This window comes from Bacillus sp. SRI_025 (genome assembly GCF_057592095.1).
Window position 1 is genome coordinate 316,486 of record NZ_JBYEGB010000001.1, and the last position, 23,395, is coordinate 339,880.

Annotated in this window: 26 protein-coding genes; 4 read left to right on the top strand and 22 right to left on the bottom strand. The window is 42.8% G+C overall.

Annotated elements, in window-relative coordinates:
* Nucleotide 1 precedes the first annotated feature (1 nt).
* The 14 genes from AC20OE_RS01685 to AC20OE_RS01750 form a co-directional block, all read right to left on the bottom strand.
* On the bottom strand, nucleotides 2-961 hold the full coding sequence (locus AC20OE_RS01685) for a gluconeogenesis factor YvcK family protein (protein WP_034281026.1): 960 nt from the start codon (nucleotides 959-961) through the stop codon (nucleotides 2-4).
* The gene (rapZ, locus tag AC20OE_RS01690; RefSeq protein WP_039183329.1) at nucleotides 962-1,849 is read right to left on the bottom strand and encodes an RNase adapter RapZ; all 888 of its coding nucleotides are present in this window, start codon (nucleotides 1,847-1,849) and stop codon (nucleotides 962-964) included.
* 39 nt (nucleotides 1,850-1,888) lie between these two features.
* Nucleotides 1,889-2,353, bottom strand: coding sequence for an 8-oxo-dGTP diphosphatase (locus AC20OE_RS01695; protein ID WP_024423553.1), 465 nt, complete (start codon nucleotides 2,351-2,353; stop codon nucleotides 1,889-1,891).
* Between the two features lie 357 nt (nucleotides 2,354-2,710).
* Complete coding sequence (gene trxB, locus AC20OE_RS01700; RefSeq protein WP_039183330.1) at nucleotides 2,711-3,661, bottom strand: thioredoxin-disulfide reductase; 951 nt, start codon at nucleotides 3,659-3,661, stop codon at nucleotides 2,711-2,713.
* 234 nt (nucleotides 3,662-3,895) lie between these two features.
* A complete protein-coding gene (locus AC20OE_RS01705; RefSeq protein WP_487268163.1) occupies nucleotides 3,896-5,287 on the bottom strand; it encodes a C40 family peptidase in 1,392 nt (463 codons plus the stop codon).
* Nucleotides 5,288-5,650: 363 nt separating this feature from the next.
* On the bottom strand, nucleotides 5,651-7,111 hold the full coding sequence (locus tag AC20OE_RS01710; protein WP_144490035.1) for a tetratricopeptide repeat protein: 1,461 nt from the start codon (nucleotides 7,109-7,111) through the stop codon (nucleotides 5,651-5,653).
* A gap of 131 nt (nucleotides 7,112-7,242) precedes the next feature.
* Nucleotides 7,243-7,872 carry a bifunctional phosphoribosyl-AMP cyclohydrolase/phosphoribosyl-ATP diphosphatase HisIE gene (gene hisIE, locus AC20OE_RS01715; RefSeq protein WP_041115607.1) on the bottom strand — a complete coding sequence of 210 codons (630 nt, stop codon included), beginning with the start codon at nucleotides 7,870-7,872 and terminating at the stop codon, nucleotides 7,243-7,245.
* Nucleotides 7,869-8,627, bottom strand: coding sequence for an imidazole glycerol phosphate synthase subunit HisF (hisF, locus tag AC20OE_RS01720; protein ID WP_487268166.1), 759 nt, complete (start codon nucleotides 8,625-8,627; stop codon nucleotides 7,869-7,871). Before hisF ends, hisIE begins: the two co-directional genes overlap by 4 nt.
* A complete protein-coding gene (gene hisA / locus AC20OE_RS01725; RefSeq protein WP_487268168.1) occupies nucleotides 8,624-9,361 on the bottom strand; it encodes a 1-(5-phosphoribosyl)-5-[(5-phosphoribosylamino)methylideneamino]imidazole-4-carboxamide isomerase in 738 nt (245 codons plus the stop codon). Before hisA ends, hisF begins: the two co-directional genes overlap by 4 nt.
* Nucleotides 9,358-9,996: an imidazole glycerol phosphate synthase subunit HisH gene (gene hisH / locus AC20OE_RS01730; RefSeq protein WP_058837571.1), complete on the bottom strand. Its 639-nt coding sequence runs from the start codon at nucleotides 9,994-9,996 to the stop codon at nucleotides 9,358-9,360. The genes hisA and hisH overlap by 4 nt, the downstream gene beginning before the upstream one ends.
* The gene (gene hisB, locus AC20OE_RS01735) at nucleotides 9,996-10,580 is read right to left on the bottom strand and encodes an imidazoleglycerol-phosphate dehydratase HisB (protein WP_487268170.1); all 585 of its coding nucleotides are present in this window, start codon (nucleotides 10,578-10,580) and stop codon (nucleotides 9,996-9,998) included. The genes hisH and hisB overlap by 1 nt, the downstream gene beginning before the upstream one ends.
* Entirely contained in the window at nucleotides 10,580-11,866 is a 1,287-nt protein-coding gene (gene hisD, locus AC20OE_RS01740) for a histidinol dehydrogenase (RefSeq protein WP_487268172.1), read from the bottom strand. The genes hisB and hisD overlap by 1 nt, the downstream gene beginning before the upstream one ends.
* Nucleotides 11,863-12,510 carry an ATP phosphoribosyltransferase gene (hisG, locus tag AC20OE_RS01745; RefSeq protein WP_487268174.1) on the bottom strand — a complete coding sequence of 216 codons (648 nt, stop codon included), beginning with the start codon at nucleotides 12,508-12,510 and terminating at the stop codon, nucleotides 11,863-11,865. The genes hisD and hisG overlap by 4 nt, the downstream gene beginning before the upstream one ends.
* Nucleotides 12,503-13,678, bottom strand: a complete 1,176-nt coding sequence (locus AC20OE_RS01750) for an ATP phosphoribosyltransferase regulatory subunit (protein WP_487268176.1) — start codon at nucleotides 13,676-13,678, stop codon at nucleotides 12,503-12,505. The genes hisG and AC20OE_RS01750 overlap by 8 nt, the downstream gene beginning before the upstream one ends.
* 233 nt (nucleotides 13,679-13,911) lie before the next feature.
* On the opposite strand from AC20OE_RS01750, the gene AC20OE_RS01755 reads away from it, so the two are divergent.
* Nucleotides 13,912-14,703, top strand: a complete 792-nt coding sequence (locus tag AC20OE_RS01755) for a C39 family peptidase (protein WP_487268178.1) — start codon at nucleotides 13,912-13,914, stop codon at nucleotides 14,701-14,703.
* 41 nt (nucleotides 14,704-14,744) lie between these two features.
* On the opposite strand, the gene AC20OE_RS01760 is transcribed toward AC20OE_RS01755, so the two are convergent.
* The 8 genes from AC20OE_RS01760 to hprK form a co-directional block, all read right to left on the bottom strand.
* Nucleotides 14,745-15,377, bottom strand: a complete 633-nt coding sequence (locus tag AC20OE_RS01760; protein WP_107163018.1) for a DsbA family protein — start codon at nucleotides 15,375-15,377, stop codon at nucleotides 14,745-14,747.
* 45 nt (nucleotides 15,378-15,422) lie between these two features.
* On the bottom strand, nucleotides 15,423-16,064 hold the full coding sequence (locus tag AC20OE_RS01765) for an NAD(P)-dependent oxidoreductase (RefSeq protein ID WP_058837565.1): 642 nt from the start codon (nucleotides 16,062-16,064) through the stop codon (nucleotides 15,423-15,425).
* A gap of 87 nt (nucleotides 16,065-16,151) precedes the next feature.
* A complete protein-coding gene (locus AC20OE_RS01770) occupies nucleotides 16,152-16,580 on the bottom strand; it encodes an Rrf2 family transcriptional regulator (protein ID WP_024423567.1) in 429 nt (142 codons plus the stop codon).
* Between the two features lie 69 nt (nucleotides 16,581-16,649).
* Nucleotides 16,650-17,168: an acyltransferase gene (locus AC20OE_RS01775; protein WP_039181684.1), complete on the bottom strand. Its 519-nt coding sequence runs from the start codon at nucleotides 17,166-17,168 to the stop codon at nucleotides 16,650-16,652.
* A gap of 1 nt (nucleotide 17,169) precedes the next feature.
* Nucleotides 17,170-17,820 (bottom strand): pyrophosphatase PpaX, encoded by a 651-nt coding sequence (gene ppaX, locus AC20OE_RS01780; protein ID WP_039181686.1) that lies wholly within the window; start codon nucleotides 17,818-17,820, stop codon nucleotides 17,170-17,172.
* Entirely contained in the window at nucleotides 17,817-18,761 is a 945-nt protein-coding gene (locus AC20OE_RS01785; protein ID WP_039181688.1) for a nucleoside recognition domain-containing protein, read from the bottom strand. The genes ppaX and AC20OE_RS01785 overlap by 4 nt, the downstream gene beginning before the upstream one ends.
* Before the next feature lie 19 nt (nucleotides 18,762-18,780).
* On the bottom strand, nucleotides 18,781-19,605 hold the full coding sequence (gene lgt, locus AC20OE_RS01790) for a prolipoprotein diacylglyceryl transferase (RefSeq protein ID WP_039181691.1): 825 nt from the start codon (nucleotides 19,603-19,605) through the stop codon (nucleotides 18,781-18,783).
* An 11-nt stretch (nucleotides 19,606-19,616) separates the two neighbouring features.
* The gene (hprK, locus tag AC20OE_RS01795) at nucleotides 19,617-20,549 is read right to left on the bottom strand and encodes an HPr(Ser) kinase/phosphatase (RefSeq protein ID WP_024423572.1); all 933 of its coding nucleotides are present in this window, start codon (nucleotides 20,547-20,549) and stop codon (nucleotides 19,617-19,619) included.
* A gap of 177 nt (nucleotides 20,550-20,726) precedes the next feature.
* Between hprK and nagA the strand changes: the two genes are divergently transcribed.
* The 3 genes from nagA to AC20OE_RS01810 are packed head-to-tail and all read left to right on the top strand — an operon-like array spanning nucleotide 20,727 to nucleotide 23,386.
* Nucleotides 20,727-21,917 (top strand): N-acetylglucosamine-6-phosphate deacetylase, encoded by a 1,191-nt coding sequence (gene nagA, locus AC20OE_RS01800; protein WP_099663658.1) that lies wholly within the window; start codon nucleotides 20,727-20,729, stop codon nucleotides 21,915-21,917.
* Entirely contained in the window at nucleotides 21,917-22,642 is a 726-nt protein-coding gene (nagB, locus tag AC20OE_RS01805) for a glucosamine-6-phosphate deaminase (protein WP_059376596.1), read from the top strand. Before nagA ends, nagB begins: the two co-directional genes overlap by 1 nt.
* Before the next feature lie 18 nt (nucleotides 22,643-22,660).
* Entirely contained in the window at nucleotides 22,661-23,386 is a 726-nt protein-coding gene (locus AC20OE_RS01810; RefSeq protein WP_059376589.1) for a GntR family transcriptional regulator, read from the top strand.
* Nucleotides 23,387-23,395: the final 9 nt, after the last annotated feature.

A 23,395-nucleotide genomic window follows, 5' to 3' on the forward strand; every position in this document is an offset into this window, starting at 1 on the left:
CCTATTTTTTCTGATGCAGCAGATCGACAAGCAGCGAGGCTACTTTTAGCGTGTCATGACGAATGACATGCTGGTCGTATGTAATGATTTCTCCAGGAATCACTTCTAGTCCCATTGCTTTCAGTGCATCTGTGTCGAATTGGACAGGCTGTGCCTGTTCTTCTGCATATTTTGCTTTGATTTCTTCTGGAATTTCTTTATTGTTCACAAAAATCGTATCGATAAATGGACGATCCATATGATCATTTAATGCCTGAACATGATCAGCTGCACTGTAGGAAAGCGTTTCCCCCGGCTGCGTCATGACATTGCAAATATACACTTTTTTCGCCTTTGAGCGAATCACTTCTTCTCCAATATGCGGGACAAGCAAGTTTGGCAAAATACTCGTATACAGACTGCCAGGCCCAATGACGATCAAATCCGCCTCACGAATGACTTGAATAGATTCTGGCAGCGGTTCAATCGTATCGGGTGTGAGGAACACTCGTTTAATTCGCTCACCATAGGTGGGAATTTTCGATTCTCCTGTCACCATTTGCCCATTTTCTAATTCCGCATGAAGAACAACACTTGAATTTGCTGCTGGCAATACTTTTCCTCTCACATTTAAAACCTTGCTCATTTCAGTGACGGCATGAAAAAAATCACCGGTTATATTTGTCATGGCCGCAAGAATGAGGTTGCCGAGTGAGTGGCCTGTTAAGTCATTCCCTTTGTTAAAACGGTGCTGAAATAAATCTTCTACAAGCGGTTCAACATCAGAGAGAGCTGCAAGGACATTTCGAATATCACCTGGAGGGGGAATATTCAAATCATGCCGCAGTCTGCCTGAGCTGCCTCCGTCGTCAGCAACCGTTACTATAGCGGTAATGTCCACTGGCTTCGTTTTTAGCCCTCTGAGCAAAACAGATAAGCCAGTGCCACCGCCAAGAATGACCACCTTTGGTAGTGTCGTCATCTATTTTCTGCTTCTCTTTTCAATGTCCCGGTGAGTGACATGTGTATAGTAATCGTTTTTAAAATACTCCGATAAATAGTTGGCCAGCGTCACAGATCGATGCTGCCCGCCTGTACAGCCGATGGCGATCACAAGCTGACTTTTTCCTTCCCTCTTATACGACGGAAGCATAAAGCTGAGAAGATCGATTAATTTCTCTGTGAATTTTTGCGTTTCACTCCATTTCATCACATAGGAGCGCACTTCTTCATCGTTTCCAGTCTGTGGACGCATACTCTCAATATAGTAAGGATTCGGCAGGAATCTCACGTCAAAGACAAGATCAGCATCAATCGGCAGACCGTATTTAAAGCCAAAGGACATCACGTTTACTGTAAACACCTGACCTTGGTTTGTGGCAAAGTGCGTGACGATTTTTTCTCGCAGCTGTTTTGGTTTTAAATCCGATGTATCAAAAATCATTTGAGACCGGCCTTTTAACTCCTCTAACAGCTCGCGCTCCATTGCAATTCCTTCAAGCGGCAAACCTGTTGTCGCAAGGGGGTGCGAACGTCTCGTTTCTTTGTATCTTGAGACAAGCACCTTATCATTTGCATCTAAAAATAGAATCCTTGGCGTGATCCAGTCAAGATCACTCATTTCATCTAATGCCGCAATTAAGCTGTCAAAAAATTCGCGTCCGCGCAAATCCATCACAAGAGCGACCTTGCTCATCTTGGAATTCGATTCCTTCATGAGCTCTAGGAACTTCGGTAAAAGTGATGGCGGCAGGTTATCAACACAAAAGTAGCCTAAATCTTCAAAGCTTTGAATGGCGACGGTTTTCCCCGCACCTGACATTCCTGTAATAATCACAAGCTGAATATCTTCTTGTTTGTGTGTATTCATGCCTGCTTCCTCTCCTTCTTTATGAAAACGGTTCATGTATTATTCTCCCTGAGGATCTAACCGATAAGCAATCAGCTCAAAATCGGGTGTATACGTAAAAGTGCCGTGCAGAAGTCCTTTTCCTTTGAGCATGAAATCAAGAATATGGGAATCTCCTGGAGCCATCGGCAAATGAGGCACATCCTTTACGTCATGCCATTTTAAAATGCCTTCCTCTGACTCTGTTACGTTTTTTCCGGTAAATGAATCTGCCATAAAGGTGAACATCATCCACTCTTGAACGATTTGATCGCCTTCTTTTATGATAAAGGTAAAAACACCTTTCAGCTGCGGATTTAAAATATAAATACCTGTTTCTTCTCTATATTCTCGAACGACTGAATCCTTGACCGATTCTCCGCTTTCCATTTTGCCGCCCGGTGCTACCCACCAGCCCCGTCTTGGCTTTTGCAGCAAGAGAACTTGATCTTCGTGATGCAGCACACAATTGGTTACTCGTTGCATCAGCTGTCACCTACTCTTTTATGTCTTTAACTTATTATACAGGTTCAACCTGACTCCCACAATGAACATGCCCGTTCTTCCCCGAAAACAGACCGGTTTTCGTTTGAATGATGTAACGAGCCATTTCTCTACTCTTTATTTTACAGCATCTAACGGTTCTCCATGCGTCATTTGTGAACATCTCGTGAATTTCTGATTTTAGGCAAAAAAAAGGACACGGATTCACATCCGTGCCAAACATGTATTCCTTATAAAAGGGGGTCAATTACTAGTTTTATCATAACGGAAAATTATTTCACCCGTGTTACATTCCAGTTAAAAGCCCATGACGCTATATTAAGGATTTACGACAGCCAATTATTTCGTTGCTTTGAGTTTTTCAGCAAGCTCTTCTACATAATGCTGTGCGCTTTGTGCTGCAATACTTCCGTCTCCTGTTGCTGTGACAATTTGACGAAGTGTTTTTTCACGAATGTCACCCGCTGCGAAAATACCTTCCACTCTCGTTTCCATTCTTTCGTTTGTCTCGATGTAGCCTTCTTTATTTGTAATGCCGAGATTTTCAAATGGTTTAGACAGTGGCAGCATTCCGATATAGATAAAGGCGCCGTCTGTTTTAAACTCTTCTTCTTCACCAGTCACCGTATCAACCAATGTCACACTGCCGACTTTCCCGTTTTCTTCATTGATCTGTTTCACGGTTTTGTTCCACATGAAGTCAATTTTTTCATTATCAAAGGCACGCGCTTGTAAAATGCTTTGTGCACGAAGCTTATCGCGTCTATGGATAATCGTTACTTTAGAAGCAAAGCGTGTGAGATACACACCCTCTTCTACAGCAGAATCTCCGCCGCCAATGACGACAAGCTCTTTGTTTTTAAAGAATGCTCCGTCACATACTGCACAATATGATACGCCGCGGCCGCCAAGTTCTTTTTCACCTGGTGCACCGATTTTTTTGTATTCAGCCCCTGCCGCGATAATGACAGAGCGTCCTTTGTATTCTTTTGAGCCGGCTTTGACGATTTTGTACTCTTCACCGTTCACGATTTCTTTGATATCGCCATATGCATACTCTGCACCGAATTTCTTCGCATGCTCAAACATTTTATTTGAAAGTTCCGGCCCCAAAATGCTTTCAAAGCCAGGATAGTTCTCGACATCTTCCGTATTCGCCATTTGTCCGCCTGGAATTCCTCTTTCAATCATTAATGTTGAAAGATTTCCCCGTGATGTATAAACAGCGGCTGTCATTCCGGCAGGACCCGCTCCAATGATGATCGTATCGTAGATTTTTTCTTCTGACACAACTGTCACTCCCTCTTCAATTGCTGCTCGCATTTCTTATTAGAATGCCCTTGGGTGATGCTTCCATTCATGACAGAGAGCATCATTTCCACTCTTAGCTTTTATTCCTTATCCATATCCTATTAAATCTGCGGGGAATAAGCGAATCATTTGCTCATATCTTCAAAAAAAGAAAAAGCTTCCTTAAACTGCTGTTTAAGGAAGCCTGTTTACGGTTATATAAAAAGTAATGATTTATTCAACGACTCTTCTTACAACGCCTTTGAATGCTTTTTTCCAGTATACGTTGCTCATTGAGTCAACTGAAACACCGCGAGAGCTGTTATCGTTCAAGAATGTACCGTTTCCTAAGTAAATACCAACGTGTCCATTTACTTTATACGTATCAAAGAACACAAGGTCTCCGCGTTTCATGTCAGATGCACTTACAGCTCTTCCTTTACCTACAAGCGAATCTGTTGTTGTTCCGCCAACTGGTCCAAGGTTGATGCCTGCTGATGCAAATGCCCAGCGAACGAATGAAGAACAGTCAAAACGACGAGCGTCAATATCGGCTTGTGATCTGCCGCCGCCCCATTTATATGGAGATTGTCCAACAATAGTAGAACCTGTGCTGATTGCACCTTCAATTCCGCCTACGTTACTGCTGACAGGTGATCCACCGCCAGAAGATGGCTTCTTGCTTGGTGAACTGCTGTTGCTGTTATTGTTATTGTTGTTATTAGATGAACCACTGTTACTTGAAGACGGGCTGCTATCGTTATTTGAGCTGTTGTCTTCCGCTTGAACACTAGCTTGACGCTGCTGCTGTTGTCTTTGCGCTTTTTCTTCTTTTGCTTTTTGAGCTGCTTCTCTAGCTTCTTTTTCAGCTTGTTTTTGTGCAGCTACTGTTGCGTCTTTTTCAGATGCAATGCTGTTAGCCTCACTGTTTAACTCGCTGATTTCTGAAAAAGCACTTCCTTTTTGCTTTTTCACTTGCTTGAATAGCTTGTCTTTTTCATCAAGCTGTTTATTCAAGTCTGATTGAAGTGTTTCAAGCTTTGCAAGTGTGCTTTGCACATTTTCAAGCTTTGTGTTTAATTCGTTTTCAGACTTTTGAAGCTCTGCTTTGTCTTTTTCCTGCTCTTTAATGATTTCACTGTCTGCGTTGATCAGTGTAGAAACTGCACCTGCACGACTGATGAAATCGCTAAAACTTTTTGCTCCTAGTAATACATCTATGTATTTCGTAGAACCGCCGCTCTCTTGAAGGGCACGTACACGCTTTTTCAAGAACTCGTTTCTTTCTTCAATACGTTTTTCTGTATCAGCAATTTCTTTTTTCAGTGCTTTGATTTCTTTTTTAGTTTTTTCATTTTCTTTTTGTTTTTCTTCGATTTGATCACTTGTTTTTAAAGCTTTCTCATCAATATCTTTAAGCTTTTGTGCAAGTGCCTCTTGTTTTGCTTCAAGCTTTGAAAGCTCTTCTTTTTTCTTTTGAAGATTCTTGTTTACCTCAGATTGCTTGCTATCTAGTTCTTGTTTCTTTTGTTCAAAGTTCTGTGCGTTTGCTTCATGTGTAAATGGAATAAATAAACCGCTCGCTCCGATCACCGAAGCTAAACCGAAAGTAATAAACTTTTTCACAAATAGTTCCTCCTTTGACAATTTCCCAAGCGACATTAGAAAGCAGCAAATTCTCTGCGACCAATCTGTGCTCTCTATGTCTTTCTTCCTGATTGTTCAGTCAGATGTTGACCAGATTGTTTCATCACTGGGTGTTTCATTATGTATAGTAAAATATTTAAATATCTATCTTTGTTTTAATCCACGATTTTCATTATACATGAGACATCGACAAAATGAGCTAATATTTTTATTACATTTATGTTTCAAAAACATGTCGTGATTGTCATACTTCGCCAATTCCTTGCAAATCCCACCTTTTTATCCAAGAAAAAAGCATGACCTTTTCGGCCATGCTGGGATGTTCTGAATCTATTTACCTATTTAATCAATTAACGTACAGATTTCTCGTTCGTATTTTGACAGTGTTTGAACACTGATTTGAAAAGCAGACGCAATGTCTTTTTTGCTGACAGCTGATTCTTCTTGTTCATTCATCCATAGATAATAAGATGCTGCTGCCCAGGCAGGCGCATTTTTCTTATCAATACCAGAAGCACGTGCCTGCTGAATAATATGGAATAACCAAAAATAAGGCATATGGCTGTCAGGCTGAACGGCTTCCTCTAAACTGGATGCCGCCTGTTTTGCAAAAACTGCATCTTCTGAAAAAGACTTTTCTTTCATTTCATCTTCATACAAAAGCAGTTCTATGAATTGCTGTTCAAAGGCCGTTTTCGCTGCACGTGCATCAAGGACAGACTGCAGAACGTCACGTTCTCCTTTTTGTTTGCTGACATAGTACGCAGTCAGACGTTCCTCAATCGAGACCATTGGCTCAGTCTCCTCAGGTTTATCCTGCCACGGCTTGATCTCATCTGCGTCGATATCTTCTTCGACCATCTTATCCCAAACCGTTTGGGCGAGCGTTTTGTGGCCTGTATGATAGGCTGCGCTTGCAAGCCAGTATAAAAATGTACTATCTCCCTGAAAACCTGTTTTGTACAAAGAATAAAGCCATTTAAAGGCCCATTCAAATTCTCCTACAAGGGCAAATGTTGCACCAAGCTTATAACGCTGTTCACTTAGTATTGGATACACGTGCGTTAATTGCTTCGCTAACTTGTTGACCTTCTCTTCTTCTTTTTCATAATGGTAGAAGACTAGCTGATTGCAAAGGGCATGCAGATTACCGGGATTTTCATGAAGGACCCGGTTCAACATTTCTTTCGCCTGATGGATTCGGCCAGAATAAAAATAGGCCAAAGCGAGATTGTTATACGCTGACCAAAATTCTGGATACTCAACAATCATCTGTTCCAGCATCTCAATGGCTTCATCGAGTCTGCCGCTTTCAAGCAAATGGTTTGCTTGATCCTGCTTCACAATCAGGTCATCCTGATCATAAGGAAAATCTTCGTCCTCTTCGTCGCTCATATCGAGCAGGTCCAGGAGGTCGTCATTTTCATCCGCAAATTCCCCGTTCTCTTCCAGTGCGGCATAAGCAGTAGCTGATTTATATGCCTCTTGAAATAGTCCGAGATTGGCATAATTATTGGCTTTAAAGTAGTGACACTCAGACATGTTTTCATCGATGTGTTCGAGGATGAAATCAAGCAGTTCGTTTGATTGCTGGTAATGACCCATTTCAGTATAAATAATGGCAAGCTGTGACAGCATTTCTACATTTTCAGGCTCAAGTACGATAGCCCGCTGTATTAGCTTACTTGCCCTAGACAAATTTCTTTCTCTATATGCTTTAAGACCTTTATGAAAAAAGTAATGCCCATCTTGAAAAAGCTGGACGACTTGTGTGTGATTATTTTGAGAAGTGTATTTACTCACCGATACCCTCCATTTCGAACAGTGTACCGTGTGTAGTATAACATACTTCACCAGTCGTCACATAGAACAAAAGGAAAGGAAGGATTTGTTTTTCATTTAAAAATAAAAAGCCTGGGATATCCCCCGGCTTTTCATTCACCTTGATGACGCTTTTTTAATACCTTTAATACATCATCAAGCGGTAATTGCTGTTCACGTAATAGCACAAGAAGATGATAGAGGAGGTCCGCTGTTTCCCATTTCAATTCTTCTTGATCCCGGTTTTTCGCTGCAATGATCACCTCAGACGCTTCTTCCCCTACCTTTTTCAGGATTTTATCGACCCCTTTTTCAAATAGATAGGTAGTATATGCACCTTCAGGCATTTCCGCCTGACGCTTTGCAATGACCTGTTCAAGTTCATTTAATATCGCAAAACGATCCTGCTCTTCGCTTTGACGCTTTACGCCTTCTTCCGAAAAACAGCTATAGCTGCCAGTATGACAGGCTGGGCCGCTTGGCGCGACAAGGACAAGCAAAGCGTCCTTGTCACAGTCATATCGAATAGAAATCACTTGCTGGGTATGCCCAGAGGTGGCGCCTTTGTGCCAAAGCTCGTTTCTCGACCGGCTATAAAACCATGTTTCACCTGTCTCCAGCGTTTTTTCATAGGATTCTTGATTCATATATGCCAGCGTCAGTACTTCCTTACTTTGAGCATCCTGTACAATCGCAGGAATCAGGCCTGCTTCATTAAAAGTTAATTCATTTGCCTGTTTCATCTGACCTTCACCCCGTGTTCTCTCAAATATGTCTTCACCTCGTGAATGGAGGTTTCTTTGTAATGGAAAATGGAGGCTGCTAATGCTGCATCAGCTTCTCCTTTTGTAAATGCCTCCACCATATGCTGGGCATTGCCAGCGCCGCCAGAAGCGATAACTGGCACAGTGACTGCCTCTGATACAAGCTTTGTCAATCGATGATCAAAGCCTGTCTTTTCACCATCTGCATCCATACTTGTCAGCAAAATCTCTCCTGCACCTCTTTGCACAGCTTCCTTCGCCCAATCGCTAACCTCTAAATCTGTTTGACGGCGTCCTCCGTGTGTATAGACCATATATGCTTTTTTCTCTTCATCGTATTTTGCATCAATTGCGACAACGATACACTGGGAGCCAAAAAAGTCAGCGCCTTCTGAAATCAGTTCTGGCCTTAACACAGCTGCTGTATTGACAGATACTTTGTCTGCACCCGCTCTTAATATACGCTTCATGTCATCAAGGTGGTTAATCCCGCCTCCTACCGTAAATGGTATGGCAAGAGTGGACGCGACTTGTTTGACCACATCCACCATCGTTTTCCGGCCTTCATGCGACGCAGAAATATCAAGAAAGACGAGTTCATCCGCCCCTGCCTCATCATAGATCTGCGCTAATTCTACCGGATCACCAGCATCCTTTAAGCCTAGGAATTGCACTCCTTTGACAACACGCCCTTCCTTCACATCAAGACATGGGATGATTCGTTTTGTCATCATATGCGGTCAAGCCCTTCAAATGCTTCCGCTAAAGTAAACTGCTTCGTGTAAAGTGCTTTTCCAATGATCGCACCAGACACACCAGTTTCTTTTTGCGCTGACAGCTTTTGAAGATCAGCTACCGCGCTGACACCGCCTGAAGCAATCACTTGTTTGCCGGTTGCTTCTGCTAAGCGAACCGTGCTTTCCACATTGGGACCAGACAGCATGCCATCCATTTGAATATCGGTGAAAATAAAGACCTCTGCGCCTTCCTTTGCCAATTCCTTGCCGAGCTCCTCTGCCTTCACTTTAGACGTTTCAAGCCACCCTTCAGTCGATACAAAGCCATTTCGCGCATCAATCCCAATTGCGATTTTCTCTCCATATTGCGACAGCGTTTTTTTCACAAAGGCTGGGTTAGATACAGCTGAGCTGCCAAGAATCACTCTATCGACGCCGCTCTTTAAATAAAAAGCAACGTCTTCTTCTGTCCGAATACCGCCGCCGATTTGCACCTTCACATCTAAAGAAGATGCAATCGCCAGCACATGCTCATGATTGACACGTTTCCCTGCTTTTGCACCATCTAGATCCACAAGATGAATCCACGTTGCTCCATCCTTCGCAAATTTCGCGGCCATGTCGAGCGGTGAATCTCCATAAATGGTTTCTTGATCATAATCACCTTGTACAAGACGTACACATTTGCCATTTCTCATATCAATCGCTGGATATAATGTAAACTCACTCATTTGCTCACCCTCTGTTCGTTTGCTAATTGAATAAATTGTTTGAGCAGCGCCATTCCCGTTGTACTGCTTTTTTCAGGGTGAAACTGTGCACCAAGCACATTTCCCTTGCCAACGATTGCTGGTACTTGAACACCATAGTCCGCGCTTGCTAATTGCTCATCTGGGTTCATATCACTCACATAATAAGAGTGAACAAAGTATGCAAATCCTTCTGGTACACCGTCAAACAATGGGGAGGGCTGATGAAATGTGAGCTCATTCCACCCCATATGAGGTACCTTCAGCCTTTTCCCGTCCTGATCACGATCTTTTAAAAGAACGACACGCCCTTTTAACAGCCCCAATCCTTTTGTGCGGCCTGCCTCTTCGCTTTCTTCAAATAACAGCTGCATGCCAAGGCAAATGCCGAATAACAGCTTTCCTTCCTGCACAACTTGATGAATAAACGCCTCAAGTCCAGTCTCTTTTAACAGCTGCATTGCATCACGAAACGAACCAACTCCGGGCAAAATATAAGCATCTGCTTTTTTCAGCTCCTCCACATCAGAGGAAACGATATAACGGGCACCTGCTCGTTCCAATGCTTTTGATACGCTGAACAAATTTCCCATTCCATAATCAATGACTCCGATCATTAGAGCATCCCCTTTGTCGAAGGAATTCCTTTCATACGTGGATCAATGGTTGTTGCTTCATCTAAGGCACGTGCCATCGCTTTAAAAATGGCTTCAATCATATGGTGTGTATTGGTTCCGTAGTGAACAATGACATGAAGGTTGATCCGGGCTTCAAGTGCAAATTTCCACAGAAACTCATGTACTAGCTCTGTATCAAAGGTACCTACCTTTTGACTTGGAAAGGCCGCTCTCATTTCCAAATGAGGACGATTGCTTAAATCGACCACGACCTGGGCAAGAGTTTCGTCCATCGGAACAAAGCTTGAACCATACCGCTTAATTCCCTTTTTATCGCCTAACGCTTCCTTAAACATTTGCCCGAGCACAATGCCGATATCTTCTGTTGTGTGGTGATCATCAACATCCGTATCTCCTTTCGCATCGACGGTCAAATTAAAGTGTCCATGCTTCGTAAATAAATCAAGCATGTGCGTCATAAAAGGGACGTCTGTTTGAATATCCGCTTTTCCTTCTCCATCAATTTCTAGCGCTAATGAAATGTTCGTTTCATTTGTTTTTCTCGCTGTTTTCGCCTGTCTCATTACGATTCCTCCCGCTTTCTCGCTTCAATCGACCTTGCATGTGCTTCAAGCCCTTCTAATCTGGCAAAAGCGGCAATGCTATCCCGATGTGTTTCAAAGGCCTCTTGACTATATGAAATAATGCTCGTTTTCTTTTGAAAATCAGTCACACCAAGCGGACTGGAGAATCGAGCTGTTCCGTTTGTTGGCAGCACATGATTCGGTCCTGCAAAATAATCGCCCACCGGCTCTGGACTATAGCGTCCTAAGAAAATCGCGCCCGCATGCTTGATTTGACCAAGAAGTGATTCTGGATATGCTGTTAGCACCTCTAAGTGCTCTGGTGCTAATTGATTGACGACGTCTACTGCACGATCGATTGATTCTGTCACGTAAATATGGCCATGATCTTGAATGGATTGTGCTGCGATTGATTTTCTCGGCAAAGTATCAAGCTGCTTTCTGACTTCAGCCTGCACGCTTTCAGCAAGTGTCTTAGACGGTGTCACCAAAATACTAGATGCAAGGGCATCATGCTCTGCCTGCGAAAGTAAATCCGCCGCTACCTCATGCGCGACTGCTGTTTCGTCTGCTAGAACTGCAATTTCACTTGGACCTGCAATCATATCAATATCTACTTGACCAAATACTTCCCTCTTTGCCAGCGCTACATAAATGTTCCCTGGACCTGTGATTTTATCAACAGGCTTGATGCTTTCCGTTCCATAGGCAAGTGCCGCAATCGCCTGTGCACCGCCCATTTTATACATCTCAGAAATACCAAGCTCCTTCGCCGCAGCCAAGACAGCGTCAGAGAGACGTCCATCTTTCCCAGGAGGAGTCACAAGAACAATTCGTTCAACGCCAGCGACTAGCGCAGGGATTACATTCATTAAGACGGATGATGGATAGGCAGCTGTTCCGCCCGGGACATACACACCTACCGCATCAAGCGGTGTCACCTTTTGACCAAGCATTGAGCCGTCCTTTTGGTGATAAAACCAAGAAGAGGTCAGCTGGCGCTCGTGGTATGTGCGAATATGCTTGATAGCCGTTTGGATAATCTGAACCATCTCTTTATCCAAACGTTGGTAAGCTTCTTCCATTTCACCTTCTGTGACAAGCGGATGTTCAATCAACACGCCATCGAATTGCTTTGTAAAAGACCGTACAGCTTCATCACCATTTGTTCTCACTTCTTGTATAATGCGCTGAACAGCCTGACGCTGCTCTTCTGTTCCTGTATCTAAAGTCCGTTTGAGTGAGAGAGTATCTGTCTCACCTTCTTGTATGCAGGTGATGTTCATGATGATTCCTCCTCTTCTCCTTCAATAATTCTTGCAAGACGCTGTGCCATTTCATCGATCACCGTATCCTTCATCCTGTAGCTCACAGGATTGACAATAAAACGTGACGTGATATCACAAATATGCTCCGTTTCCACAAGTCCATTTTCCTTTAGTGTTTGACCTGTAGAGACAATGTCAACAATGCGATCGGCAAGCCCAATGAGCGGTGCTAATTCAATGGAACCATTCAGCTTAATGATCTCCACCTGCTCCCCTTGCTCTCTAAAATAGGACGATGCGACATTTGGGTACTTTGTTGCCACACGCGGTGCGACACCACCCCAGCTCGCTCCTGGCAAACCAGCAACAGCTAAATGACATTTACTGATGTTTAAATCGAGCACTTCATACACATCACGAGCTTCTTCGAGCATGACATCCTTCCCTGCAATGCCAACATCCGCCACACCGTGCTCTACGTAGGTGGTCACATCCATTGGCTTGGCTAAAATAAAGCGGAGGTTTTCTTCTGGTACATCTATGATTAATTTTCTTGAATCCTCGAATTCCTCTGGCAGCTGGTACCCCGCCTGTCTTAACAGCCCTGCTGCTTCTTCAAATATCCGGCCCTTTGGCATCGCCATCGTCAACACTTTATCCATTTCGCTCTTCCTTTCTAGCGCCGATAAAATAAGTCACCTGTTCAAATGCCTTGGTCATCGCGTCAATATTTTCAATCCCCGCTAAGTCTTGCAGGACGATCTTTTTCCCTTTTGAGCGCTCCTTTTCTGCAAAAGCAAAAGCTTCAAGTCTTTGTTCTTTGCTAAAAATCACAGCCTCCTGCGGCTCATTGATCTCTTTTGCATCGAGCGCTTCAAGAAGACGGTCTAGTCGAAGTCCGAACCCTGTAGCTGGTGCGGGTGCATTAAAATGAGCAAGCAATTGATCATATCTACCGCCACTTCCGATGACCGATCCAACATGATCAGCAAATACTTCAAACAGAATACCCGTATAATAGCTCATATGACTCACCATGCTTAAATCTAAACGGATATATTCTGTACAGCCGTAATCTTCAAGTGTCTCCCATAGCGACTTTAACTGTGCGAGCACCTCTTTTCCTTTTTGTGAAACGACGATTTCCTCTGCCCGCTCTATCACTTCTTGGCCGCCTCTTAACTCTAAAAGCTGTAACAGCCTCATTTTATCGATGGAGGAAAGCGGTAATTGTTTCACATGCTGACGGTATCCTACATAATTCTTTTCATATAAGAAGCGGCGAAGGACGTTTGCACGCTCTGTATTTCCGAGTACATCGACAAATAACGTCTCTGCTAAAGCGACATGCCCGATCGCGATTTTGAAGGATCTTAGCCCGGCATTTTTTAAGGCAAATACGGCAAGTGCGATGACTTCAGCATCTGCACTAATCGAACCATCACCAATCAATTCAATTCCGACCTGCTCAAATTCTGATGGCCTTCCGCCTTCTCTTTCCTGCGCACGAAACACATTGGCTGCATACCCGACACGAAGTGGATACGCCTGTTCATGAAGCTTAGAAGCCGCCACCCTTGCAATCGGACCTGTCATATCAGGTCTCAGTACAAGGGTTTGCCCGTTTTGATCAAGGAGCTTAAAAAGCTGTGTATCAGTAATCGCCGATTGCACACCGACTGTATCGTAAAATTCAAGCGTTGGTGTCTCCATTAAACGGAAACCCCAACCATTCATGATCTCTGTTAAAGAATGTCTCACTTTTTTCTTCGTCTCATACAATCCAGGTAATGAATCCCGCATACCATATGGTTTCTCAAACATAAACATGTTCTTCCGCACCTCCAACACATTAAAACAAAAAATTCCGAATCCTTTAGTTCGCTAATATGATAATATGCTAACAAAATAAAGTAATTAAATCAATCATTTTTATTTCTCCCTATTTTCATCAACATATTCTGGAATTATTACATTCAAGTGACACCTGTGCCTTTTCTGCATGTTCGGTGAAGGAACGTGCTATAATACTTAAAAATATTGAATAACACAGGAGATTAACAGTGAAGTTCATCCAGACATTAATCTTAACTTTGTTGTGCGCATGTCTTGTTTATTTCGGCTTTATATACGTTTCACAACTCGACCAAGTCAAGAAAACAGCATCGCCGCAAGAAGCAGCAAAAAAAGAAAACGAAACGGCACTCTCGGCTGAAGAAACTCGTTCAACAAAAAAAGCAGAAACCACACATCATTCACTAAAAGGAAGCAAAAAAGCCATGGACGTCATTCTCTACAATCAAATGGATGCACCAAGGCTTTATAACGGATGCGAAGTCACGAGCTTAGCGATGCTGCTTCATTACAGCGGCTATGAGCACATAACGAAAAACGCATTGGCAAATGAAATCAAACGTGTTCCGCTCAATTATGAAAATGGCTTAAAAGGTGACCCTCATGACGGGTTTGTAGGCGATATGGAGAATGGACCGGGTCTTGGGGTTTACCACGAACCGATTTATCAGCTTGCGAAAAAATACGCGGGCGATCAAGTTGTCGACTTAACCGGAAAGCCTGTTAAAAAGGCCATCTATCAGTCACTTGAAAAGGGCTATCCTGTCTGGGTGATTACGACATCCACCTTCGACAAAACCGATAACATCGAAACTTGGAATACACCAAATGGCAAAATAGATGTAAGCTTTAATGTGCATAGTGTAGTCATCACAGGCTATGACAAGGAGCATGTCTACTTGAATAATCCATATGGAGAAAAGAATCAAAAGGTCGACCGTGATCAATTTGAAGATTCTTGGGAACAGATGGGCAATCAGGCGATTATCATTAAAGCGTAAAAAAACAACCTCTATCCGCATAGAGGTTGTTTTTAAATGATTTATTTTTCTAGAAATTCCTTTAGGCGGTCTTCAAGCTTTTCAGCCGTCATTGCACCTCCGCCCAGGCTGAAGTATTCATCCCCTCTTTTTAATAAAAGTGTAGGATAGCCATTCACATGAAGTTGATGAACCTTCGCAAAGTCAGCATATGCATCATTGATCGCTTCTTTTGTTTTCATACGTTCAATGACTGCGTCAGGATCAAGATGATGCGCCAAAGCGATCTCCCGATACGTTTCCTCATCACTCAGACTTTTTCCGTCTTGATAAAAAGCCTTTTGCATCGATGAAGCCAAGTACAATGAACGCTCAGGTGCGATGGATCTTAATGCAGAAAAACCAATGGCCGCAGCCTCAGAGTCTAAAAGAAACGTTCCGTTTGCTAGCAGCTTCTGATAACGTTCACCAAACTCGACACCAGTCAGCTGACTAATACGCTGATTTGCTTCTGGAATGTGCGGATAATCCTTTATCGGAAGACTCCTTTCCCCTACAAATAAACCACCCGAAACAAGTGTTAGTGATATCTCCGGATGATTTTCATGCAAAGTGCGGATACTGTTTGAAAAACCATAACACCAGCCACAATACGCATCCCATACATAGATGAAAGACAATTCTTGCTCGTTCATGCGTTAGACTCCCCATTTATCATTTTTAGGCGGCCATGAAACTGCTTATTCAGCTTCAGATACAACGGTAAAACGTTCTCCAACATGGGCTGCCTGCTCCACTTCATCAACCAGTGCAATGGCGTAGTCAGCATAGCTTACATAGCTGTCACCTTTAGAATTGACAATTAGATTGTCTTTCCCTTTCACGTATGAACCTGTACGTTTGCCAGCTGGATTAAAGAATGCGGCAGGGCTGAGGAATGTCCATTTTAATCCCTCTGACTGCTGAAGATCTTTTAGATTTTCTCCTTGCTGTGAAGCAGTAGGCACATACTCTTTTGGAAATTCTGGTGTGTCCACAAGTCTTGTTGTTTTCGCCTCATCTACAAATAGACTTCCTGCTCCGCCCACAACGATTAAACGAGTCTCAGGTGTTTCTTTTAAAATATCAATCAGCTTTTTCCCTGCTTCTACGTGAAGATGCTCCTGTCCAGGAGGTGCGCCAAATGCATTCACAATCACATCAAAGCCTTTGATGTCATCTGCTTGCAAGTGAAACACATCCTTCTCAAGAACAGCTAGTGATGAATCAGTCACTTTTTGTGCATCGCGGACGATTGCCGTTACTTCATGTCCTCTTGATTGAGCCTCTTTCACAATTTCTTGTCCTGCTTTTCCTGTTGCGCCAATAATTCCAATTTTCATGTTAACTCCTCCTGCAATATGGTTTTATGTTGATAAAGAAAGGTGTAACTAATACGGTTACAACAGAGGTAAAAAAAATTGAATTGATCATCCAATTTTTTTGATTAGCACATGCGTTAGTTCACTTAATTTGATCTCAGCAAGTACTTGCTCCATCGCACTTTGAGCCCGGCATAAGATTAATTCAAGCACCGCTTGAATATTTGCACCGATCGGACAGTCAGGATTTGGGCTTTCATGAATTTGAAACAATTCACCCTCATCTACGACTTCAACCGCTTTATACACATCGAGCAATGTGATGTCGTCTTCACTGCGGTTCAGCTGCGAACCACCTTTGCCAAGACTCGTTGAGATTAGGCCTGCTTTTTTTAATTTACTCATAATGCGGCGGATGACCACTGGGTTTGTATTCACACTTCCTGCGATATCCTCCGATGTCTGTAAAGATCCTTTTTCAAGTGATAGCAAGGCCAGAATATGGACAGCGACAGTAAATCTGCTGCTGATTTTCATGTTTTCTCACCTCTGTTGTAATCATTATAGTTACACCATGTCACATTGTCAACAAAAAAGTCTGCCGAGCTACTCAGCAGACTTAGATTGACGTGCTTCCATTTCTTCCTTCGTATAAATCATACGCATTGGATTTCCTCCAACAAATGAGCCTGCTGGCACATCCTTATGAACAAGTGTGCCAGCCGATACGATCGCTCCATCCCCAATAGTCACACCAGGTAAAATAGTGGAATTAGCTCCAATTAAGACTTCATCACCAATATAGACTTCCCCAAGTCTGTACTCTTTAATCAAATACTCATGGGATAAGATGGTTGTGTTATAACCGATTACACTATTTCGACCGACGGTGATTTTCTCAGGAAACATCAGATCAACCATCACCATTAAGGCAAACGCAGTATCCTCGCCGACCTTCATACGAAGAAAAGTTCGGTATATCCAATTTTTCATTCCCATAAACGGCGTGTACCTTGCCATTTGAATAAAAATGAAATTTTTCACCACTTTGAAAAAGGGAACTGTCCGATAGACTTGCCGCAGCGAATTGACCCCTTTTACTGGATATCGATCTGTTTTTCTCAACTTAATCAGCTCCAACAATCGCCAGGAGATCACTCATTTTCTTCAGCATGAAGTCAGGGCGATGCTTTAAAAGGGCCTCTTCTCCTTTAATAGACCAAGCCACACCTGCCGTTTTTGTCCCTGCCGCTTGACCAGACAAAATGTCATGATAATTATCACCAACCATCACCGCTTCATGCGGATCACTGCCAAGCTTTGATAATGCAAGCTGAACAGGCTCCGGATGCGGCTTCTCATTTTGTACATCATCGAGCGTCACAATGACCTCAAAGAACGGCTCTAAACCGGTCAGCTTCAATCCCATTAAAACCGTATCCCGTATCTTCGTTGTGACAATACCGAGCTTAAATCCTCGATCCTGCAGGACTTTCAATGTGTCTAAAACGGTCTCATATTCAGTCACAAGCAGATCATGCTGCTCATGATTAAACGTGCGGTACATCTGAATCATGTCATCCGTCAACTCAGGATCCATCGCAGAGAATGTATCAAACAAGGACGGACCAATGAAATGAAGAATATCCTCACGGCTGTACTGACCAGGGTAATAATGATCCAGCGTATGCTGAAATGAAGCAATAATTAATTCATTTGTATTGATTAATGTGCCATCTAAATCAAATAGCACTGTGTTGATCGTCGATTCGTTCATATGGCTTCCTTTCTAACAGCTGCATGTTCCCGCTTCCGCCAAATATAGCTAATGGCAGCTGTCAATAAAATTGCAGAAATCAGGCGGATCACAAGAAGCGGCCATACTGGAATACCAAGTGGAATAAAAACCAGCGTATCTTCGACCACCGCATGGCAGGCAACGAGGAAAATAAAAGCAAGGGTTAAGTCCTTTTTACTCACACCGTCCTCTTCCACTGCCTTCATCATCACGCCGGCTCCATACGCCAGACCAATCGTTAATCCAGCCACCATTGTCATAGACGTATTTTCTTTCATCCCAAGCATTCTAGTAAAAGGTGACAGCCACTTAGACAGTGTATGAAGCCAGCCTAAATCTCTCATGAATTGAATGATGATCATGAGCGGGATAACGATACAGGCAAGCTGCAGCACACCGAGTACTGCTTTTTGTATAGCAAGAAGAACGATCATGTACCAGCTGGAAGGCACATCAGCCGCCTGAGCTGCACTCAAAAGTCCATATTGCGCCGGCTCCTCGCCTCCCTGCCAAACGAGATGAATGACAATAGCAGAAATAACAGCAAGACTGATTCTAACCAGCAAAATCACAGATACTCTCAGTCCAACCTTTGCCGCCACTGTCGATTCGATGATCAGGTTATGGCAAAAGGACAGCATCACTGCCAAAATAAACACTTCCTTCACAGGAAGCTCTAATGTCAAAATGGCTGCAATTCCCGCATACAAATTCAGCATGTTTCCTAATACAAGCGGAATCGCTGCTTCCCCCGAAAGACCAAACAGCCCCATAAATGGCTGAATGAATCGGATGATCCAATCCATGACAGGCGTATGCTGCAAGATACTGACAAGAATAGTTACTGGAAAGATAACTTTGCCAAGAGTCCAAGTTGTCGATAGCCCTGCTTTCAAGCCGTTTTTCCATGTCTCTCTCATCTCTTCTCATCCCCCCTGCTTAATTCGATGAATTGTTCTCTTTATACGGAATTGATGCGTATCCTTTCATTCTTCTAAAGAAAATCAGTAGAACAGCCACTGCGAATATCGCAATCGAAATCATCTGTGCGATTCGAAGATGTTCCGTCAGCATTAAGCTGTCTGTTCTCATCCCTTCAATGAAGAAACGGCCGATTGAATACCAAATTAAATAAGACAAGAAAATTTCGCCTCTGCGCAGCGAAGTTCTCCGTAATAAAATCAATATGACAACACCGGCAAGATTCCATAATGATTCGTATAAGAACGTCGGGTGATAATAGGTACCATCAATATACATTTGATTAATGATAAACTCAGGCAGATGCAGATTTTCTAAAAAGGCTCTTGAAACCGCCTCACCATGCGCTTCTTGGTTAATAAAGTTCCCCCAGCGCCCAATTGCCTGCCCTAGTAAAATACTTGGTGCTGCGACATCAGCTATTTTCCAAAACGATACCTTTCTCACTTTTGTAAAAACGATGGCTGTCAGCACAGCACCAATCAGCCCGCCGTGAATCGCAATTCCACCATTCCAGATTTTAATGATTTCGTTTGGATGCTGCTGATAGTAATCCCATTCGAAGGATACATAATAAATTCGGGCACAAATAATCGCGATTGGAATGGCAAATAAGATTAAGTCAATAAACAGATCTTTATTGATTCCTCTTTTTTCACATTCTCTCAGTGCGAGCCAGAGTCCAAGCAAGGCTCCGACCCCAATAATCACACCATACCAATGAACCGAAATAGGTCCGAGCTGAAAAGCGATCGGATCAATTGGCTGAATTGCTTCGTTCATATAGTCAACTCCTATTCATCTTGGCCATTGTCTTCAATGACATCGGCAAGCTTACTTGTAAATTGTTCTGCTGCATTATGCCCCATACGTTTCAGCCTGAAGTTCATCGCAGCCACTTCAATGATAACCGCTAAGTTTCGACCTGGCCGCACAGGGATCGTCAGCTTCGGCACATCTGTATCAATAATTCTCATTTTCTCTTCTTCAAGTCCTAAACGATCATACTGTTTGCCTTGTTCCCAAAGCTCCAGATTCATCACAATCGTAATTCTCTTATAACTTCTGACAGCGCCTGCTCCAAATAAGGTCATCACATTAATAATGCCTAACCCGCGGATTTCTAAAAGATGTTCAATCAGCTCTGGTGCACTTCCGACTAACGTATCCTGATCCTCTTGGCGGATTTCCACGCAATCGTCTGCAACGAGGCGATGTCCCCTCTTCACTAATTCTAAGGCTGTTTCACTTTTTCCTACTCCGCTTTTCCCAATTAATAATACACCTACACCATATACATCGACGAGCACACCATGAATGGCAGTCGTTGGTGCCAGCTTACTTTCTAAAAAGTTGGTCAATCGACTCGAAAGTCTTGTCGTTTTTAGGCTAGATCGTAAAACGGGCACGCCATTTTCATTTGATGCTTCGATTAATTCCTTCGGCACATCACGATCTCGAGACAAAATAATGGCAGGGGTAATATCTGTACAAAGAGACATCATTCTCTGCTTTCGTTCGCGTTCTGGGAGCTGTTCAAAAAAAGAAAGCTCTGTTTTCCCTAAAAGTTGAACTCTTTCTTTTGGGTAATATGTAAAATAACCAGCCATTTCAATACCTGGTCTGGAAAGATCACTGATTGTAATGGGACGATTAATCCCTTCTTCCCCACTTACCAGTTCAAGATGAAATTGTTCCATTATGTCCTTCGTACGAACTTTCGGCACGCTTCTTCCTCCTTTTATCACAGGCGATTCAGAAATACAGCTCTATTTTATCACTTTCAATGATGAACCCAAAACAGTATTTTATCCTGTTCCTGTTTCACCGCCCTAACTGGTATAGACAACTATACTTAAAAAGAGTAAACTTAAATGAAAGATAACGAATAAGGGGGCTCAAACATGAGCGGTTCTTTATTGCTCTCCAATATTCATATTGTGACAAAGACAAAGATCATTGAAAACGGTTTTGTCGGTTTACGCGATGGCAAGATTGACTATATTTCAACATCACCACCGACAGGAAATTATGAAAAAGTATATATTTCCCGGGAAAACTTTTATTTACTCCCTGGAATGATTGATATTCACATTCATGGCGGATATGGTGCAGACATGATGGATGCGACAGCAGAAGCGATGAATACACTCGCTGACAACCTTCCATCAGAAGGAACGACAAGTTTTTTAGCGACAACCATTACACAAAACCATCATGAGATTGAGCAGGCACTTAAAAATGTCGCTCAGTGGAAACAAAGTAATGAAGAACAAGCAGGAAGTCAGGCGCAATGTCTAGGAATCCACCTAGAAGGTCCATTTATTTCTAAAGATAAGGCAGGGGCACAGCCAGTTCAATGGATTAAACAGCCCGATATTCCGCTTTTTAAAAAATGGCTGGATGCATCTGAACAGCTAATTCGAATTGTCACGTTTGCGCCTGAGGAAGACACAGATTTTGCTTTTCTGTCCCTGTTACAGGAAAAGAACATGATCCCTTCTATTGGACATACGAATGCCCATCATGACATGATTAATTTAGCAGCTAAGCATGGTGCACGCCATGTAACGCATCTTTATAACGCAATAAGTTCGTTTCAGCATCGTGAACCGAACGCTGTAGGTGCTGCTCTTACGAATGAGAACCTTTATACCGAGCTGATCACTGATGGGATTCACTCCCATCCTCTTTCCATCAAGCTTGCGTATTTGGCAAAAGGAAGTGATCGTTTAATCATGATCACAGACTCGATGCGTGCAAAAGGGCTCGGTAATGGAACGTACGAATTTGGCGGTCAGACAGTCACAGTCAGCGGCGAAAAGGCATTGCTGGAAGATGGTACACTTGCAGGATCGATTTTGCGAATGAAAGATGGCGTCAAACGGATGAAACAGCTCACAAATTGTGAGTGGACAGAGATTGCGAAGATGACCTCAACCAATGCAGCCGTTCAGCTGGGACTTGATCAACAGCTCGGTTCCATCGAAGTTGGAAAACTAGCAGATTTGGTGATTTGGGATGAATCTGGTGAACTGATGATGACGATCTGCCGTGGACAAATCGTCTTTGAAAAAAAGGAGGCCAACCACTAATGAACATCATCGAATTTGAAAGCAAGGAACAATTAGGAAAAGAAGCAGCCGCCATTATTGCACATGCAATAGCTGCTAAACCCGATGCCGTACTCGGCCTAGCAACGGGCGGTACACCTATTGATACTTACAAAGAGTTAATTCAACTTCATCAAGCACATCAATTGTCTTTCAAGCAAACAAAAACAATCAATTTAGATGAATATGCAGGGCTTGATCCAGAACACGAAAATAGTTATATGACCTACATGAAACGTCATTTATTTGACCATATTGATCTACCTCAGGGTCAGTATTTTCTTCCAAATGGCAATGCAGCTCACTTAGAAAAGGAATGCTTAAGATATGACCAGCTTATTGAGGATGTAGGCGGCATCGATCTTCAGCTCCTTGGAATCGGTCAAAATGGACATATCGGTTTTAACGAACCTGGTACCCCTTTCAACTCAAAGACTCATGTCGTGCAATTAGATGAGAACACGAGACAGGCTAACGCAAGATACTTTTCTTCTATTGATGAGGTACCTACTCATGCGATCACAATGGGAATTGCGAGCATTCTTTCAAGTAAAAAGATTCTCCTTCTTGCTTCGGGAAAATCAAAAGCGAAAGTGATACAATATTTAGAACAGGCAGAGATTCATCCAGACTTCCCAGCATCTGCACTGAAACTCCATGAAGATGTAACAGTTTTGATTGATCGAGAAGCTGGATCACTACGCTAAAAACGAGAGGATTTTCACATGTTTATTGATAAGCAGTCACCTATTCCGATGTACCATCAGATTATGGAGAACTTGAAAAAGCAGATTGAGGATGGAACATTAGCACCTGATACACTCATTCCTTCTGAAAGAGAATATGCCGAACGCTTTGGTATTAGTCGAATGACTGTCAGACAAGCCTTATCGAATCTTGTGAACGAAGGATATTTGTATCGACAAAAAGGTAAAGGCACTTTTGTTAGCCGAAAAAAATTTGAACAGCCGCTTCAAGGCTTAACAAGCTTTTCAGAGGATATGCAGCAGCGAGGGCTCAAAGCATCAAGCCAGCTGATTGACTTCAAAAAAACCGTATGTCCAGAGCACTTGCTGCCAGCCTTACAACTGTCAACTAGTGATGATGTTTTTGAACTAAAACGGATACGCCTTGCAAATGATGAACCGATGGCGATTGAAACGAGCTATATACCTGAAAGATTTGCAGGAGATTTAACAAAGGAACATTTAACTGGCTCTTTATATGAATATATAGAAACTCACACTGGTCATGTCATTGCTCATGCCAAACAGGAGCTTGAAGCCAATGTTGCCTCAAAGGAAGAAGCATACTTGCTGTCTATTTCAACAGGCGATCCTGTGCTTTCCATAACAAGAACGACTTTTTTTCAACAAGACGTTCCATTTGAGTATGTTGTTTCCGTTTATAGAGGGGATCGTTACAAGCTCATTCATACAATGGAAAGATAAACAGTGCCC